Here is a 15,961-nt window from a genome sequence, read left to right as displayed (position 1 = left end):
CCCGGTCGGGACCGCCATTTATGTTGGCTCGGTAGCTCAGTCGGTAGAGCAGAGGACTGAAAATCCTCGTGTCGGCGGTTCGATTCCGTCCCGAGCCACCATTTTTTTTTATGCCGGCTTAGCTCAATTGGTAGAGCAACTGACTTGTAATCAGTAGGTTGGGGGTTCAAGTCCTCTAGCCGGCATCATTTAGGGGCATAGTTTAAAGGTAGAACTGAGGTCTCCAAAACCTCCAGTGTGGGTTCGATTCCTACTGCCCCTGTAAGTATATGGGCCTATAGCTCAGCTGGTTAGAGCGCACGCCTGATAAGCGTGAGGTCGATGGTTCGAGTCCATTTAGGCCCACCATATATTATTCCGCAGTAGCTCAGTGGTAGAGCTATCGGCTGTTAACCGATCGGTCGTAGGTTCGAGTCCTACCTGCGGAGCCATGGCCCGTTGGTCAAGTGGTTAAGACACCGCCCTTTCACGGCGGTAACACGGGTTCGAATCCCGTACGGGTCATACAAAAAAGAGTCAGCATTATGCTGGCTCTTTTTTATTTTGTTAATCCTTTTTATAATGTTACTTTCCAGAAATAAATAAAGGAATTTTGGAAAAGCTATGGTATGTATAAAAAGGAGGAAATAAATAATGACACAAGTTAGAGACTTAATGAGTACCCATATTGTACATTGTACACCACTAGACAATGTATATGAGGCAGCTGTAAAAATGAAGGAAGAATCGGTTGGATTAATTCCTGTTGTTGAAAATGAGCAAGTTGTTGGGCTTGTTACTGATCGAGATTTAGTTGTTCGAGGGATTGCTGAAAAACATCCTGGATCTAATAAAATTACAAATGTAATGACAACAAATATTATCTCAGTTTCTCCAAATGATTCTATTGAAAAGGCTACAGAGCTAATGGCACAGTATCAAATTAGACGGTTACCAGTAGTTGATAGTGGTCAGCTTATTGGCATGTTAGCACTAGGAGATTTAGCTATAAGGGAATCGGCAGATGATCAAGCTGGATTTGCCTTGAGCGAAATCTCAGAGCATACAGAATAAATTGAAACTTTAATTAACCGAGATTTTAATGGTCACTCATAAAGAGCTAAATTATATATAAAGTTCAGATGCATTATTCTAGTATATATGGATTAAACTAATATATTAGCGTGATGTATCTGAGGCATTATATAATAAGTATATGGTGAATAATTTCGACAGTTTTTTAAAATTTGTTATTCTTAATTTTTAATAAGAGAAAAGATGATATACTGATAGATATAAGTATTATGAGAGATTTTGAATATAACAATATTAATTTTTAATGGTTCGATATTAAATTAATATTTCCTACATAGATGAAAAGGGAAGGGGAATTATATGAAGGCTGTACAGGGCGATCCAAATTGGAATTTGGTTACAGATACATATATAGAACCAAATAATTTCGCTGAATTATTTTCTTTGCTTGTACCTTGTCACCCAAAAGGTGAGGGGAAAGAACGAACTATATTAGTATGGAAAGAGAAAGAATTTTATAAAGAAGAAAATTTAGCGGCATTTATCGTATATGGCATGAATAAAGTAAAGAATTTACCGCAGTTTCATAAAGATGAAATTCCAACTTTAGTGCGTATTCTTCGCTTATGCCAAGAGATTGGTTGGTATGAAGAGGCAAATGCTTTTATGATAGCGCAAGGATTAGCTGAGTTTGTTCATACTTCATTGGAATATGAAACATGGGATCTTTTGACGCAATCAGTTGCTTTAAACTATTTAATTATTAAATATCGTATAGGTGAACTGACAGATAGGGATATTGAAATTTGGGATAGAGTTAAATTTAATGAGAAATGTATAACCGATTGTAAACATTTATTATCTCATAAAGAAGTATTGGAGTTTACATTCTTTTATATGTGCAAGAGAGCGAAATCATTATCAAAAGAGCAATTAAATAGTGATATGATGAGTTTAGCAATGTATTGTAATACTTTCGTATATGATTTATATACACATGATTTATTACGTAAATATCGTAAGTGTACAGATTTCCTATCATATTATGGACCTAGTCAGGCAGTTTTAGCATGTCAAAGAGCTGTATTATCTCAAATTTCCGATCGCTTAGACCCGTTAAAGACAACTCATGTAGATGATTATTTATATGTGATGAAAGAAATGATGGAGCATATGACGCTAGGAGTAATGGATCGATACGGTCATTTTATTGGAAAGCTACTATCTTATGTGCCATTTTTCGAAATGATACAAGTTCCACAGCATGCATATTATTGTGAAGAATTACTGTATATTTGTAAGGGCATTGAATATAAAGAAGAAACACTACGCAATTATATATTTATACAATTACATGATTGTTTACCATCATTCTTTAGGCTATTTCTTAAAAATAAGCGTTACGCAACGATTCATGATATTCTTTTCTATTGGTGCGATGACGAACAACGAATGAGCTTAGAGAAAAAATATAATCTGAGCTTTATTTATGAAAAATATGCTTGTGGATAAACAATATTTTCGATATGAAAAATTAATATAAATTAAAAAGGATCTCCAGTTTATGTGAGATCCTTTTTTGTTAGTAAAACAAGGAGAAAGTGATTAAGACAAGAAACAACATTCCATATAGGAGAAGTTGTGCAGTATAACTTCCTTGTATACCAAAAAAAGTATTGGCTTTCTTATACAAATTCAATATGTATTTTATTGGAGTATCTTTGAAAGATTGGTACACAGTGTCTCCTCTTTCTAAGCTTCTTGTTCTTGTTTTTGGTTATAAGGGACATTAATATATCTAGCTACAAATAATAAAACAGCCATAAAGAATATTGGAAATACAGTAGATAAATAAAAGCCATTACTAATTATATTTGTTATGAGAGCACTCAAAAGAAATATAGCGTTATAAATATGGGCAATTTTTTGTTTTAGTTGCACTTGAAATGATTCCATCATAATTTCTAATGCAACAAAAGCAATAATAATAGATAAAAATACAATGTTTGTATTGTAAATGATTAAACAACAGATTAAACCTAAAAAGGCTACGTATTCAATTATAAGAGGTATATTGCGTGGCATACAACTTACCTAACTAAATATGGCAGTGGATTTACTGCATTTGTTTTTTCAAAATTCCATTCTCCATTATGTAATTCAAAATGAAGATGTTGCCCGTATGAATGACCTGTGTTTCCCATATGACCTACTAATTGTCCAGTTTGTACTTGATCACCAGCTTGTACAGTGCGATCCTTCATATGAGCATAAACAGTTGTATATAATTTCCCATTGATTTGATGCGCAATGAAAACAACATTGCCATAGCTAGCTGAATAATAAGATTTCACAACTTTACCTGCAGCAGCAGCTTGGATAGAGACGTTCCCTGGAGCGGCAATATCTATACCATAATGCATTTGTTCCCAGCGTATATCAAAGGTTGAGCTAATTCTTCCTTGAGCAGGGAATTTGAAAGCAGCTGGAATAGATGAAGGCTGATCTGTTTTGGCTTGTGGTTGATTTTGTACTACATAGTGTTTTGCTACATATCCGTATCCTGTGCCAAAACGAATTTTATACCAAGTTCCTGCAGTTTCTACTACTTGTACTTGTGTACCTTTTTGTAATGAACCGAGTAGAGCGCTACTTGTACTAGTGTTGCTACGTACATTCAGATTAGGTGTTGCAACAGTATATTTTGTATTATTTTGAACGGTGATTCCTTTTACTAAGGGCTGTGAACCATTAGAGATGAATGCTTTTTGTACGTAACCTGTTTGGCCATTATGTGATATTTTATACCATTCGCCTTGATCTTCTTGAACGGTAATGAACTTGCCATTTGGTAATACATCTAAAATGGAAGATTCTAAATTAGGTTCGGAGCGAACGTTCAATGCATTAGCATTGACGATGTATTGATCATTAGATCGAAGTTTGTTTTTTAGTAAAATAGCATCTTTTTGTACATAACCTACTTTATTATGAACAGATACTTTATACCAACCATTAGTTATTTCAAGGATGTTCACTTTTGTATTAAAGCGAATTGTATCAATTGATGTGCTTTTTACGCTATCTTCTGTATGTAATGCTACTTGATCGACTTTGACATACCCAGTTTTAATATTAGATAATTGTTCAGCGTTTGCTTTTTGTACATTTGTTTCACCCATAGAAGGAAGTAAAGAAGCAATCGCTACAGTAGTTGCTGTTAAAGCAGTAGCTTTCATATTCATATAATAGAGACCTCCTCTAGTTGTATAGTTGTAATTTTATTATAGTATAAAGATATAATATAGTGGGTGTATTCACATAAATGTAATATGAAATCAATATAAAAATAAATTTTTTGAGGATAATGATTCCTTATTATCCAATTAATTAGGATAATAATTTCTAAGATAGAATATAAGTATTATATAGTTTTGTTATTTTGTTGACAATTGAGAAAATTAAAACAGTTGATGATGTCTTATTACGATGTTATACTGACAGTGATAATTTCATAGTTTGCTAGGAGAGCTGGTGTTGCCAGCTGAGAGTAGGCCGTAAGCCTTTGATCCTTTTCATTACCTGATCTAGATTATGCTAGCGTAGGGAAGCAATTCGGACACTAATAATAAGTCCCCGTTTCTTTGCGTATAGAAACGGGGCTTTTTTGTTTAAAAATTTCATATTGAAACCACTAGGGGTGCTTGTTGTGCTGAGAGAGGAATAATCCTTAACCCTTACAGACCTGATCTAGGTAATACTAGCGAAGGGAAGTGGAGCAACGAATAAATTATAATTTTATTTGCTGTAACCACTTCTTATTTAGAAGTGGTTTTTTATTTAAATACACATACCGGAAGGGGATAGCGAAATGAAATTTTGCGATAGATTATTAGAAACTGTACAACCAGTTTGGGAGATGAGTCATAATCATCCGTTTGTAGTAGGTATGGGGGATGGCACGTTAGAAAAAGATAAGTTTCAGTATTACATTATTCAAGATTATTTATATTTGTTAGATTATGCAAAGCTATATGCGATTGGTGTTGTAAAAGCAACAAATCCACAAGTAATGGGGAAATTTGCTGAACAAATTGATGGCATATTAAATGGAGAAATGACAATCCATAAACAATATGCAAAAAGACTGGGAATTTCTATAGAGGAGATAGAGTCTGCAAAGCCATCTGCTAAAAATTTGGCTTATACAAATTACATGATGTCTGTATCTCAAAATGGCACACTTGCGGAATTAATAGCAGCACTTCTTCCATGTATGTGGAGCTACTGGGAAATTGGAAAGCGTTTAAATGATATTTCTGGAGCAAGAGATCATGAGTTCTTTGGTGAGTGGATTCAAGGATATAGTTCTGAAGAATACGGTAACCTTTGTATTTGGTTAATCGATTTATTAAATGAAATGGCAGTTGGAAAGTCTGAAAAAGAGCTAGATCAATTAGAGGAGATTTTCCTATATTCCAGTCGATTTGAATATTTATTCTGGGATATGTCCTATCGTAAGGAGATGTGGGGATTTGAGGAGCAAGAACATACTACAGTTTCATAATGTTTCTTTTCATTATGATGAGAAACCAATCATCAATGAATTAAATGCTTCTATACAAGATAGAGAGTTTGTAAGTATTATCGGACCGAGTGGATGCGGGAAAAGTACTCTATTTCGCCTTATTACAGGTTTAGAAGAAGTAAGTACTGGGCAGATAGAGCTGACAGAAACGAAGAGCCATCCTGTAGGGTATATGCCCCAAAAAGATATGCTCCTGCCGTGGCGAACGATTATTGAGAATGCTGCTCTGCCGCTAGAGTGTCAAGGTGTACAGAAGAAAGAAGCACAAATAAAGGCCAAGGAACTGCTACATAAATTTGGCTTACAAGGGTATGAGACAAAATATCCGAAAGATTTATCTGGTGGTATGAGACAACGCGTATCTTTTATTCGGACTTTATTAACAGGTGGGGAGGTATTGTTGTTAGATGAACCGTTTAGCGCGTTGGACGCTTTAACGAAGGCATCTTTGCAAGAATGGCTGTTTGAACAATGGAAAGAGTGGGAAAAAACAATTTTATTTATCACTCATGATGTGGAAGAAGCGTTGTTTCTTTCTAATCGAATTTTAGTAGTAGAGCAGCAACCGATAACTACTTTAACCGAGAGGGTTGTACCGCTTGATTGTAATCGAACAAGAAAAGATTTATATAAACCTGAAGTGTTAGCGCTTAAAGATGAGCTTCTTAGTATGTTACAAAGGCAGGTACTCGTATGATGAACCGGTTGAAGGAGCTATTACCTGCCCTTACACTTTCTAGTATTTTACTTGCCTTTTGGGAAGTAGGCGCAAGGATCGTAGATGAAATGTACATTTTACCGTCACCGTCTGCGATTGTAATGAAGATATGGAAACTAAAAGATATATTATTTACGGTTCATTTGCCGGCAACATTATATGTCGTTTTAATAGGTGTGGCAATTTCTATCGTACTTGGGGTAGGGCTAGCGATGTTAATGAACGCGAGTAATTGGATGGAGAGAGCATTTTATCCATTATTAGTCGCTTCACAAACGATTCCTATTACAGCGCTTGCTCCGCTCTTCGTTTTATGGTTTGGATATACGATTTGGAGTAAAGTCGTTGTTACGGTTTTAATTACGTTTTTCCCGATTGCGGTCAATACGTATGATGGACTACGCAGTACGAAAAAAGAATGGGAAGAGCTTTTAGTTACATACGGGGCAACGAAAAAAGATGTTTTTCTTAAATTAAAATTGCCGTCTGCTCTTCCTTATTTTTTCTCAGCTTTAAAAATCGCAGTTCCGCTTAGTGTTATCGGAGCAGCAATTGGCGAATGGCTCGGTGCGCAAGCTGGGTTAGGATATTTCAGTAAAAGAATGATGACGCAGTTAGACGGAGCAGGTGTATTTGCACCCATTGTATTGTTATCATTACTAGCTATTTTCTTCGTCATCCTTATTTCGATATTAGAAAAGAAATTCATTAGTTGGAGGAAGCATTCATGAAATTATTAAAACGCATCTTTGTGTTTACATTATTAGTTGCAATGATTGCTGGATGTTCTAGTAATTCAGCATCAGATAAGAGTAAAAAAGAAAAAGAAATAACGGTCATGCTTGATTGGTACCCAAATGCGGTACATAGCTTTATTTATGCAGCAATTGAAAAAGGCTATTTTAAAGAAGAAGGAGTAAAGGTGAATATTAAATTCCCTTCTAATCCGACTGATCCATTAACTTTAGCAGCTGCAGGAAAAGTAACGGTTGGCTTATATTATCAACCAGATGTTGTTATGGCAAAAGCAAACGAACAAATTCCAGTGAAATCAATTGGAGCTGTCGTACGTTCCCCATTAAATCATGTTGTATCACTGAAGTCAGCAGGCATTCAATCGCCAAAAGATTTAGAGGGGAAAACAGTTGGATATTCTGGAACACCTTTAAGTGAGAGGTATTTAAAAACGATGGTAAAAGAAGCTGGTGGTAATCCAGATACAGTGAAAGTAGTCGATGTTGGCTTTGATTTAGTACCAGCATTAATTACGAAAAAAGTGGATGCGGTAACAGGGGCATACATTAACCATGAAGTACCTGTTATGCGTCATGAAGGTCATGAACCAGCGTACTTTAATCCAGCAGATTATGGTGTACCGAATTATCATGAGCTTGTATTTGTAACAGGTGATAAAACGTTGAAAAAAGATAAAGAAGCGTTGCAAGCCTTCTTACGTGGTACGAAAAAAGGCTATGATTTCATGAAGAAAAATCCAGATGAAGCATTAAATATTTTATTAAATCATCAAGAAAAAGAAAACTTCCCGCTTGTACCAGAAGTTGAAAAAGAAAGTATGAAAATTTTATTAGAGAAGATGGAAACGAAAGATGAGCCATTTTTATCAGATTCAAAAGAATCATGGGAAAAACAAAATAAATGGCTGAAAGATAAAGGAATGACGAAAGAAATCGTTCCGGCCGATGAGCTATTCGAAAATATTTTAAAGTAGGCGAATGAATATGAAAAATGAGCTTCATGTAATCTCAAATGGTCACATGTCATTCGAAGAGTTAGTGAGTGTAGCGATGCAAATTGAGAGCGAGATTGATTATTTGCATATTCGTGAGCGTGAGAAAAGTACGAAGGAATTATATGAAGGGGTGGAAAGTCTATTAATGGAGGGCTTTCCGGCTTCTAAAATTGTCATAAACGATCGAATTGATATTGCAATTTTATTAAATATTCCTCGTGTTCAACTAGGATATCGAAGTACAGATGTAAAGTCAGTGAAAGAAAAGTTTTCGTATTTGCATGTCGGTTATTCTGTGCATTCGCTAGATGAAGCAATAGTAGCTTTTAAAAATGGAGCGGATTCACTCGTTTATGGCCATGTATTTCCGACAGATTGTAAAAAAGGTGTGCCAGCGAGAGGGCTTGAAGAAATTTCAGACATTGCAAGGTGTTTATCTATACCGATTACAGCAATTGGAGGAATTACTCCTGAGAATACAAAGGATATTCTGGCAAGTGAAGTAAGTGGAATTGCTGTTATGTCTGGAATTGTAAGTAGTAGTAACCCGTATAGCAAAGCGAAGTCTTATAAGGAATCAATAAGAAAGTGGGCGGAAAAACATGTGTGAGAAGTATGATGTAGCGATTATTGGTGGTGGTGTAATTGGTAGTTCAGTTGCACATTTTCTAGCAGAAAGAGGACATAAAGTAGCGATTGTAGAGAAGCAAAAAATTGCATCGGAAGCTTCGAAAGCAGCTGCTGGTTTACTTGGTGTTCAAGCAGAATGGGATGCGTATGATCCGCTATTTGAACTTGCTAGAGAAAGCCGAGCTATATTTCCACAACTTGCAGCAGTTTTACGTGAAAAGACGGGTATTGATATTGGATATGAAGAAAAAGGAATTTATCGTATTGCTCAAAATGAAGATGAGAAGGAAAGAATTCTTCACATTATGGATTGGCAGCAGAAAATAGGTGAAGATTCTTATTTTCTAACGGGAGACCATGTGCGGGAAAAAGAGCCATATCTATCCGAATCTATTATAGGAGCAGTATATTATCCGAAAGACGGTCATGTTATTGCACCAGAGCTTACGAAAGCATTCGCACATTCTGCAGCGATTTCCGGTGCTGATATATATGAACAGACAGAAGTATTTGATATCCGTATTGAAAATAATAAAGTGACTGGAGTTATTACAAGTGAAGGTATTGTCACATGTGAGAAAGTCGTTATTGCAGGAGGTTCATGGAGCACGAAGTTACTCAGTTATTTTCACCGCGATTGGGGTACATATCCAGTTAAAGGAGAAGTGGTTGCGGTAAGAAGTAGAAAACAACTTTTAAAAGCACCTATTTTTCAAGAAAGATTTTACATTACTCCAAAGCGCGGTGGACGTTACGTAATTGGGGCAACAATGAAGCCACATACGTTCAATAAAACTGTGCAGCCAGAAAGTATAACTTCTATATTAGAGCGTGCTTATACAATATTGCCAGCTTTAAAAGAAGCAGAATGGGAAAGCACGTGGGCAGGATTAAGACCACAATCGAATCATGAAGCTCCTTATATGGGAGAGCATGAAGAAATAAAAGGTTTATATGCTTGCACGGGCCATTATCGAAACGGTATTTTATTAAGTCCTGTTTCTGGCCAATATATGGCTGATTTAATAGAAGGAAAGCAAGAGAATCATTTGCTAGATTCATTGCTTTCTAAAACGGTTTAGAAAGGGGATGGAAGTTTGAATTTGAAAATTAATGGTAATCAAATTGAAGTGCCAGAGAGTGTAAAAACAGTAGCCGAGCTACTTACACATTTAGAGCTAGATAACAGAATTGTTGTAGTAGAGCGTAATAAAGATATTTTACAAAAAGATGATCATACAGATACATCTGTTTTTGATGGAGACCAAATTGAGATTGTAACTTTCGTAGGAGGCGGTTGATTATGTTAAACATTGGACCATTTTCATTTCATTCTAGACTTTTATTAGGAACAGGTAAATTCCCTGATTTTGACGTGCAGCAAAAGGCAATTGACGTTTCTGAAGCTGAAATTTTAACGTTTGCAGTACGTCGTATGGATATCTTTGATGCAAAGCAACCTAATTTATTAGAGAAACTTGATGTGAAAAAATATACGTTATTACCAAATACAGCAGGGGCAAAAAACGCTGAAGAGGCTGTTCGTATTGCAAAATTAGCAAAAGCCTCTGGGCTTTGTGACATGATAAAGGTAGAAGTTATTGGTGATGATAGAACGTTATTACCTGATCCGGTAGAAACGTTAAAGGCATCTGAAATGTTACTAGAAGAAGGATTTATCGTACTTCCGTATACATCTGATGATGTTGTATTAGCACGTAAATTACAAGAGCTTGGCGTGCATGCGATTATGCCAGGAGCATCACCAATCGGTTCAGGGCTTGGTATTGTAAATCCATTAAATTTGAGCTTCATTATTGAACAAGCGACAGTACCAGTTATCGTTGATGCCGGTATTGGTAGTCCAGCTGATGCGGCATTTGCAATGGAATTAGGAGCGGATGGTGTGTTATTAAATACGGCTGTGTCAGGAGCAAAAGATCCTATTAAAATGGCACAAGCAATGAAATTAAGTATTGAGGCAGGACGTTTAGGATTTGAAGCAGGTCGTATTGCACGTAAGCGTTGTGCAACTGCAAGTAGTCCTTTAGAAGGAATGAGCGTAGTTGAATAATCGATATTCTCGCCAAGAACTATTTTCTCCAATTGGAGAAGAAGGACAGCAAAAGATAAGAGAAAAGCATGTGCTTATTATCGGTGCAGGTGCATTAGGTAGTGCAAATGCAGAGATGTTTGTAAGAGCAGGTGTTGGCAAGATAACAATTGTTGACCGTGATTATGTAGATTGGAGTAATTTACAAAGACAACAATTGTATGCAGAGAGCGACGTAAAGAATAATCTTCCAAAAGCTATAGCGGCTAAAAAACGTTTAGAAGAGATCAATAGTGATGTAACAATAGAAGCTCTCGTTCAAGATGTAACAGCTGAAGAGCTAGAAGAACTTGTTACAAATGTTGATGTAATTATTGATGCGACTGATAATTTTGAAACACGCTTTATTGTGAATGATATAGCACAAAAATATTCTATTCCATGGATTTACGGTGCATGTGTAGGTAGTTACGGTCTTTCTTACACAATCCTTCCTAGTAAAACACCATGTTTATCATGTTTATTACAGTCGATTCCGCTTGGCGGGGCGACATGTGATACAGCGGGTATTATATCACCTGCTGTATCTCTCGTCGTTTCTCATCAAGTAACAGAAGCTCTTAAACTGTTAGTAGAAGATTACGAATCACTGCGAGATGGACTTGTGTCATTTGATGTATGGAAGAATGAATATTCATGTATGAATGTGCAAAAGCTTCGTAAACACAATTGTCCTTCGTGCGGAGAGAATGCGATATACCCGTATTTAAATAAAGAAAACACATCGAAAACAGCAGTTTTATGCGGGCGAAATACAGTTCAAATTAGACCACCTCATAAAGAGGAAATGGATTTTGAGAGGTACAAAAAGCTGCTGGATGATCGTGTAAATGATTTAAATGTAAATCCATATTTATTATCATTTTCTGTGGAAGAAAAGAGATTAGTTGCTTTTAAAGATGGTCGTGTACTCGTACATGGAACGAAAGATATAAGCGAAGCAAAAACGATTTATCATCGCTATTTTGGATAGAAAAGGATGAGAGGGATGAAAGTGAATAAAGCTTTAACAATTGCAGGGTCTGATAGCGGCGGCGGTGCTGGAATTCAGGCAGATTTAAAAACATTCCAAGAGCTTGGTGTATACGGAATGACGGCTATTACGGCAATTACTGCTCAAAACACGCTTGGCGTTCAAGGGGTATATCCTGTTCCGTTAGAAGGTATTACAGAACAGCTGAATTCAATTGGTACGGATTTAACACCAGATGCAGTGAAACTAGGAATGTTATTTAGTAGTGAAATAATTCAAATTGTTGCAGAACAAATTGAAAAGTTTGGCTGGAATAATATTGTGCTAGATCCCGTTATGATTGCAAAAGGCGGTGCATCATTATTACAGCAAGAAGCAGTTCAAGCATTAAAAGAATATTTATTACCAGTAGCAACTGTTATAACACCGAATGTCCCAGAAGCAGAAGTGTTAACTGGGATGGAGATTCATAATATTGAAGATAGTAAGGAAGCTGCAAAAGTATTGCACGAATTAGGTGCTAAATATGTGCTTATGAAGGGCGGACATGCAGAATATCAAGGTAATGAAGTAATTGATTTCCTCTTTGATGGAGAAAAATTTATTGAGTTTAGAAGCGAGCGAATTCCTTCAAAGCAAACGCATGGAAGTGGGTGTACATTTGCTTCAGCGGTTACAGCAGGACTTGCGAAAGGATACTCAATTAAAGATGCTGTTCAAGAAGCAAAACGATTTATTAGTATAGCAATTGAAGAGCCATTGAATATTGGTAGTGGTCATGGACCGACGAATCATTTTGCGTATAAAGTGAATAGAACGCGTGTATAGATAAGTGAAAAGCCAGTTTTATAACTGGCTTTTTTGCTGTTTACTTTTTCAAAATACAGGAGTAATATATCAGCCAGAATATATTTTTTTGTAAACGCTGAGTCCAATTATATGGAGCGGAGGAACCAATTTGTGCGTCTGCACTAGGGGTGAATCTTTCAAATTTGAAAGTAGGGCTACTCTCAAAGTCCGAATCCGACAGCTAACTTCGTAAGCGTCTTGAGAGAGGACGGTGCCATGATGGATACATCACTTCATCGATCTGATTAGTATAGGGGAATATCAATCTATGTTTGATTTCTTTTATACTAAGGAGGATGAGGTACATGGAACTAACACTTATTTGTGTTGGAGAAGAAAGTAAGGTAGATAGTTTAAGAGATCTAGTATCATTTCAACATGAGTTAATTATTTTTACGGCAAATGAAGAGATAGCGGCTGAAGTTAGGAATTGTGGGTTTGATTGGACTTATAGTTGCAGTAAGGAGCAGGACTTTACTAGTATTTGTGAGTGTATTAAGAAGGTGATTTTACTAGGAGATGAGCTTCCAATCGTTAGTTTCTTCACAGAACACATTCGCTTTTCTTTTCAAGCACCTATTACTGTTGTTACAAGGAATAAACGATATCCAGCGAGGCTCTATGAAACAATTGGAGCTAAATTTGTCGTGTTTACGAATTGTGATAATATTTCTTTTTTATTTTTTGAATAGGGTGGAGGAAAAGAAGATGAAAGTGTTGTTACTAGGAGATATAGCGAATCGTTGGGCGATATCAGTAGAGCGAGTTCAAGAATTGGTGGTGCTGGATCCTATTTTTCCAAGGCCCTATATCATATTGCCATCGAAAGACGCTTTATATTTAAAAACAGATGTTATCGAATATGAGCAGCTACATGCAGAATTGTCACAAGTTTATATTCGCGGGAGAAATTTACGTGCTTTTTTACGAGGAGAATAAATAGTGAAATAAAAAGAGCGAATGCTAAGTGCAACAAGCTATGCACTTTATGTCATTCGCTCTTTTTATTTCGTATCGAAAAGATCATTTCTGTGAAAATGAAAGAAAAGACGAGTAAATAGATGAAAGAATATTAATAATACTCAATGTAAGCGTTTAAATAGATGGATATTTTCTTATTTTCAGTAATTTACCCCTTTACAAGTGAAATATAGAGGAGTATATTTACTCTCATAAATCATTCATAAAATTTCCAAAAAAACCTAAAATCGCTGAGTTCCAGAAATGGAGCGGGGGAACCAATTTTGTGCATCGTCACTTGGGGTGAATCTTTCAGTTTTGAAAGTAGGGCTACTCTTTAGGCCCGAATCCGACAGCTAACCTCGTAAGCGTTTAGAGAGGAGGTTTACTTTTTGTTGTTCATTTTTTGAACACTGAGTAGAGCTCAGTGTTCTTTTTTAATATTTAAATGGTAAATTTTAACAAAATGAAGAGAGGGATAGTTATGTTAGATGTTGTAATGGTCGGGATTTTTATTTTATTAGTTGCATCGATGGCAAGTCTTGCAAGTTGGTCAGATAAAGTTGTGAAAGAAGGAAAGCAATCATGATGATTGTCTTATCGGTTATAGTCGCAGCAATTACAGTGTATTTAGTGTATGCATTATTAAATCCAGAGAAGTTTTAATTAGGGGGAATCATTCATTATGATTTGGGTTGCAGTCATTATTACAATGCTCTTGTTTATTTTAGTAGCAAAGCCAACGGGGATTTATTTAGAGAAAGCTTTTCAAGGTAGCAAAACGCTAGATAAAGTATTCGGGCCTTTTGAAAAACTTATTTTTAAAATTACAGGTGTAAAAGCATACAATCAAACGTGGAAACAGTACGCATTATCATTAGTTTTACTCAATGGATTTATGATTGTTGTCGTATATTTCATTTTCAGATTACAAGGTGTGTTGCCGCTAAATCCAGCACATATTGAAGGAATGGAGCCTACGCTCGCTTTTAATACAGCAATTAGTTTTATGGCTGATACAAACTTACAGCATTATAGCGGTGAAAATGGTTTATCTTATTTATCACAATTAATCGGAATTACATTTTTAATGTTTGCAGCACCGGCAACGACATTAGCACTCGTTATGGCATTTATAAGAGGGCTCGCTGGAAAAGAACTTGGTAACTTTTTCGTTGATTTTACGAGAGCGTTAACGAGAGTTTTTCTTCCTATCGCATTTATTGCGGCGCTCGTCTTTGTCGCACTTGGTGTACCACAAACGTTAGACGGGGCCGTTACAGCACAAACGATTGATGGCGCGAAACAAAGTATATTACGTGGGCCAGTTGCATCATTCGTTTCCATTAAGGAACTTGGAAATAACGGCGGTGGATTTTTCGGAGCAAACTCTACGCATCCTTTTGAAAATCCAGGACAAATGAGTAATATTTTGCAAATGATGCTTATGATGTTATTACCAACAGCACTTCCATTTACGTACGGACGAATGGTAGGAAATAAAAAACAAGGTCGCATCCTTTTCGTTTCACTTTTTATGGTGTTTTTACTAGGATTTATAACAATTACGACATCTGAACTAAACGGGAATCCGGCATTAAATGGAATGGGTATCGAACATGTACAAGGAAGTACAGAAGGGAAAGAAGTACGATTTGGAACGGTATTTTCTTCACTATACGCAACGGTAACGACAGCTGCTGAAACAGGCGCCGTTAATACGATGCATGATACGTTAACACCAATTGGCGGTTTAGTTCCACTTGTAAATATGATGTTAAACACAGTATATGGCGGCGTTGGAGCAGGTTTTGTAAATATTATTATGTATGCAATTATTGCAGTGTTTATATCTGGGTTAATGGTTGGACGGACACCAGAGTTTTTAGGTAAAAAGATTGAAGGTAAGGAAATGAAATTAATTGCGGTCACGATTTTATTTCATCCATTGCTCATTTTAGGCTTTTCGGCATTAGCTCTTTCAACAAATTTAGGGACGGATGCTATTTCTCATTCCGGTTTCCACGGTTTAACGCAAGTTGTATATGAATATACATCGTCAGCTGCGAATAACGGATCTGGATTTGAAGGATTAGGAGATAATACACCGTTTTGGAATATTACGACTGGTTTAGTTATGTTTTTAGGACGTTACTTCAGTTTAATTACGATGCTAGCTGTGGCAGCTTCGTTGAAAGAAAAAACGGTAGTGCCAGAAACAGTCGGAACGTTCCGTACAGATAATAGTTTATTTGGTGGTATCTTTATCGGAACAATTGTAATTGTTGGTGCATTAACATTCTTCCCGATGTTAGTACTCGGACCAATTGCAGAATTTCTTACATTGAAGTAATGGAGGGTAAATG

19 protein-coding genes, 6 tRNA genes and 4 riboswitches are annotated in these 15,961 nt (G+C 36.2%); of the genes, 23 read left to right on the top strand and 2 right to left on the bottom strand.

Translation table 11 applies throughout. The features are described 5' to 3' along the window. Positions 1 to 25 precede the first annotated feature (25 nt). From CN409_RS20145 to CN409_RS20110, 8 genes are all read left to right on the top strand, one after another. Positions 26 to 101: transfer RNA gene (locus CN409_RS20145), tRNA-Phe, on the top strand. Between the two features lie 11 nt (positions 102 to 112). Beyond that, positions 113 to 185: transfer RNA gene (locus tag CN409_RS20140), tRNA-Thr, on the top strand. A gap of 6 nt (positions 186 to 191) precedes the next feature. Then, positions 192 to 262: transfer RNA gene (locus CN409_RS20135), tRNA-Trp, on the top strand. Positions 263 to 271: 9 nt separating this feature from the next. Beyond that, positions 272 to 348: transfer RNA gene (locus tag CN409_RS20130), tRNA-Ile, on the top strand. A gap of 8 nt (positions 349 to 356) precedes the next feature. Further along, a tRNA-Asn gene (locus CN409_RS20125) sits at positions 357 to 431 on the top strand. Between the two features lies 1 nt (position 432). Continuing rightward, positions 433 to 504 (top strand) — tRNA-Glu (locus tag CN409_RS20120). Between the two features lie 129 nt (positions 505 to 633). Next, the gene (locus CN409_RS20115; RefSeq protein ID WP_000195542.1) at positions 634 to 1,053 is read left to right on the top strand and encodes a CBS domain-containing protein; all 420 of its coding nucleotides are present in this window, start codon (positions 634 to 636) and stop codon (positions 1,051 to 1,053) included. 321 nt (positions 1,054 to 1,374) lie between these two features. Further along, complete coding sequence (locus CN409_RS20110) at positions 1,375 to 2,526, top strand: DUF3965 domain-containing protein (RefSeq protein ID WP_000648916.1); 1,152 nt, start codon at positions 1,375 to 1,377, stop codon at positions 2,524 to 2,526. Positions 2,527 to 2,766: 240 nt separating this feature from the next. Here the strand turns inward: CN409_RS20110 and CN409_RS20100 are convergent, their stop codons facing one another. Both CN409_RS20100 and CN409_RS20095 read right to left on the bottom strand, forming a co-directional pair. Further along, complete coding sequence (locus CN409_RS20100; protein WP_001137820.1) at positions 2,767 to 3,099, bottom strand: hypothetical protein; 333 nt, start codon at positions 3,097 to 3,099, stop codon at positions 2,767 to 2,769. 5 nt (positions 3,100 to 3,104) lie between these two features. Then, the gene (locus CN409_RS20095; RefSeq protein ID WP_001056038.1) at positions 3,105 to 4,259 is read right to left on the bottom strand and encodes an SH3 domain-containing protein; all 1,155 of its coding nucleotides are present in this window, start codon (positions 4,257 to 4,259) and stop codon (positions 3,105 to 3,107) included. 269 nt (positions 4,260 to 4,528) lie between these two features. After that, positions 4,529 to 4,640, top strand: a riboswitch (TPP riboswitch). Positions 4,641 to 4,700: 60 nt separating this feature from the next. Beyond that, positions 4,701 to 4,803: riboswitch (TPP riboswitch) on the top strand. Between the two features lie 82 nt (positions 4,804 to 4,885). Here CN409_RS20095 and tenA point away from each other — a divergent pair. The 15 genes from tenA to kdpA all read left to right on the top strand — a co-directional run bounded on the left by tenA (position 4,886) and on the right by kdpA (position 15,948). Further along, the gene (tenA, locus tag CN409_RS20090) at positions 4,886 to 5,581 is read left to right on the top strand and encodes a thiaminase II (protein WP_000666835.1); all 696 of its coding nucleotides are present in this window, start codon (positions 4,886 to 4,888) and stop codon (positions 5,579 to 5,581) included. Next, on the top strand, positions 5,550 to 6,299 hold the full coding sequence (locus CN409_RS20085; RefSeq protein WP_097980899.1) for an ABC transporter ATP-binding protein: 750 nt from the start codon (positions 5,550 to 5,552) through the stop codon (positions 6,297 to 6,299). Before tenA ends, CN409_RS20085 begins: the two co-directional genes overlap by 32 nt. Continuing rightward, complete coding sequence (locus tag CN409_RS20080) at positions 6,299 to 7,051, top strand: ABC transporter permease (protein ID WP_002162925.1); 753 nt, start codon at positions 6,299 to 6,301, stop codon at positions 7,049 to 7,051. The genes CN409_RS20085 and CN409_RS20080 overlap by 1 nt, the downstream gene beginning before the upstream one ends. Next, the gene (locus tag CN409_RS20075; protein ID WP_097980898.1) at positions 7,048 to 8,049 is read left to right on the top strand and encodes an ABC transporter substrate-binding protein; all 1,002 of its coding nucleotides are present in this window, start codon (positions 7,048 to 7,050) and stop codon (positions 8,047 to 8,049) included. Before CN409_RS20080 ends, CN409_RS20075 begins: the two co-directional genes overlap by 4 nt. Before the next feature lie 10 nt (positions 8,050 to 8,059). Beyond that, on the top strand, positions 8,060 to 8,680 hold the full coding sequence (gene tenI / locus CN409_RS20070; RefSeq protein ID WP_086390986.1) for a thiazole tautomerase TenI: 621 nt from the start codon (positions 8,060 to 8,062) through the stop codon (positions 8,678 to 8,680). Beyond that, the gene (gene thiO / locus CN409_RS20065; RefSeq protein ID WP_000333297.1) at positions 8,673 to 9,782 is read left to right on the top strand and encodes a glycine oxidase ThiO; all 1,110 of its coding nucleotides are present in this window, start codon (positions 8,673 to 8,675) and stop codon (positions 9,780 to 9,782) included. The genes tenI and thiO overlap by 8 nt, the downstream gene beginning before the upstream one ends. A 15-nt stretch (positions 9,783 to 9,797) precedes the next feature. Next, entirely contained in the window at positions 9,798 to 10,001 is a 204-nt protein-coding gene (gene thiS, locus CN409_RS20060; RefSeq protein WP_001049505.1) for a sulfur carrier protein ThiS, read from the top strand. Between the two features lie 2 nt (positions 10,002 to 10,003). Next, entirely contained in the window at positions 10,004 to 10,774 is a 771-nt protein-coding gene (thiG, locus tag CN409_RS20055) for a thiazole synthase (protein ID WP_000931981.1), read from the top strand. Continuing rightward, positions 10,767 to 11,786 carry a thiazole biosynthesis adenylyltransferase ThiF gene (gene thiF / locus CN409_RS20050; protein WP_001065425.1) on the top strand — a complete coding sequence of 340 codons (1,020 nt, stop codon included), beginning with the start codon at positions 10,767 to 10,769 and terminating at the stop codon, positions 11,784 to 11,786. Before thiG ends, thiF begins: the two co-directional genes overlap by 8 nt. 15 nt (positions 11,787 to 11,801) lie before the next feature. Next, entirely contained in the window at positions 11,802 to 12,614 is an 813-nt protein-coding gene (gene thiD, locus CN409_RS20045) for a bifunctional hydroxymethylpyrimidine kinase/phosphomethylpyrimidine kinase (protein ID WP_097980897.1), read from the top strand. An 85-nt stretch (positions 12,615 to 12,699) separates the two neighbouring features. Then, positions 12,700 to 12,847, top strand: a riboswitch (cyclic di-AMP (ydaO/yuaA leader). Positions 12,848 to 12,940: 93 nt separating this feature from the next. Further along, a complete protein-coding gene (locus CN409_RS20040) occupies positions 12,941 to 13,327 on the top strand; it encodes a hypothetical protein (RefSeq protein ID WP_000424067.1) in 387 nt (128 codons plus the stop codon). A 16-nt stretch (positions 13,328 to 13,343) separates the two neighbouring features. Further along, complete coding sequence (locus CN409_RS20035; protein WP_000866301.1) at positions 13,344 to 13,574, top strand: hypothetical protein; 231 nt, start codon at positions 13,344 to 13,346, stop codon at positions 13,572 to 13,574. Positions 13,575 to 13,834: 260 nt separating this feature from the next. Further along, positions 13,835 to 13,980: riboswitch (cyclic di-AMP (ydaO/yuaA leader) on the top strand. 99 nt (positions 13,981 to 14,079) lie between these two features. Next, entirely contained in the window at positions 14,080 to 14,184 is a 105-nt protein-coding gene (locus CN409_RS20030) for a SipW-dependent-type signal peptide-containing protein (RefSeq protein WP_000887894.1), read from the top strand. Further along, entirely contained in the window at positions 14,181 to 14,261 is an 81-nt protein-coding gene (gene kdpF, locus CN409_RS20025; protein WP_000973728.1) for a K(+)-transporting ATPase subunit F, read from the top strand. Before CN409_RS20030 ends, kdpF begins: the two co-directional genes overlap by 4 nt. 19 nt (positions 14,262 to 14,280) lie before the next feature. Further along, a complete protein-coding gene (kdpA, locus tag CN409_RS20020) occupies positions 14,281 to 15,948 on the top strand; it encodes a potassium-transporting ATPase subunit KdpA (protein ID WP_000638328.1) in 1,668 nt (555 codons plus the stop codon). Positions 15,949 to 15,961 lie beyond the last annotated feature (13 nt).

The sequence above is a fragment of the Bacillus sp. AFS012607 genome (assembly GCF_002558005.1).
Taxonomy (GTDB): Bacteria; Bacillota; Bacilli; order Bacillales; family Bacillaceae_G; genus Bacillus_A; species Bacillus_A thuringiensis_S.
Note: the sequence above shows the minus strand (reverse complement) of the source record. Positions and strands in the feature narration are given on the sequence as shown.

Bases quoted from the DNA above. Each gene is read 5' to 3' on its own strand.
- CN409_RS20040 (WP_000424067.1), top strand. From the start codon at position 12,941: ATGGAACTAACACTTATTTGTGTTGGAGAAGAAAGTAAGGTAGATAGT.
- kdpF (WP_000973728.1), top strand. From the start codon at position 14,181: ATGATGATTGTCTTATCGGTTATAGTCGCAGCAATTACAGTGTATTTA.
- CN409_RS20075 (WP_097980898.1), top strand. From the start codon at position 7,048: ATGAAATTATTAAAACGCATCTTTGTGTTTACATTATTAGTTGCAATG.
- CN409_RS20095 (WP_001056038.1), bottom strand. From the start codon at position 4,259: ATGAATATGAAAGCTACTGCTTTAACAGCAACTACTGTAGCGATTGCT.
- tenI (WP_086390986.1), top strand. From the start codon at position 8,060: ATGAAAAATGAGCTTCATGTAATCTCAAATGGTCACATGTCATTCGAA.
- thiD (WP_097980897.1), top strand. From the start codon at position 11,802: ATGAAAGTGAATAAAGCTTTAACAATTGCAGGGTCTGATAGCGGCGGC.
- CN409_RS20080 (WP_002162925.1), top strand. From the start codon at position 6,299: ATGAACCGGTTGAAGGAGCTATTACCTGCCCTTACACTTTCTAGTATT.
- CN409_RS20030 (WP_000887894.1), top strand. From the start codon at position 14,080: ATGTTAGATGTTGTAATGGTCGGGATTTTTATTTTATTAGTTGCATCG.
- CN409_RS20115 (WP_000195542.1), top strand. From the start codon at position 634: ATGACACAAGTTAGAGACTTAATGAGTACCCATATTGTACATTGTACA.
- CN409_RS20110 (WP_000648916.1), top strand. From the start codon at position 1,375: ATGAAGGCTGTACAGGGCGATCCAAATTGGAATTTGGTTACAGATACA.
- thiO (WP_000333297.1), top strand. From the start codon at position 8,673: ATGTGTGAGAAGTATGATGTAGCGATTATTGGTGGTGGTGTAATTGGT.
- thiG (WP_000931981.1), top strand. From the start codon at position 10,004: ATGTTAAACATTGGACCATTTTCATTTCATTCTAGACTTTTATTAGGA.
- CN409_RS20035 (WP_000866301.1), top strand. From the start codon at position 13,344: ATGAAAGTGTTGTTACTAGGAGATATAGCGAATCGTTGGGCGATATCA.
- CN409_RS20100 (WP_001137820.1), bottom strand. From the start codon at position 3,099: ATGCCACGCAATATACCTCTTATAATTGAATACGTAGCCTTTTTAGGT.
- tenA (WP_000666835.1), top strand. From the start codon at position 4,886: ATGAAATTTTGCGATAGATTATTAGAAACTGTACAACCAGTTTGGGAG.
- kdpA (WP_000638328.1), top strand. From the start codon at position 14,281: ATGATTTGGGTTGCAGTCATTATTACAATGCTCTTGTTTATTTTAGTA.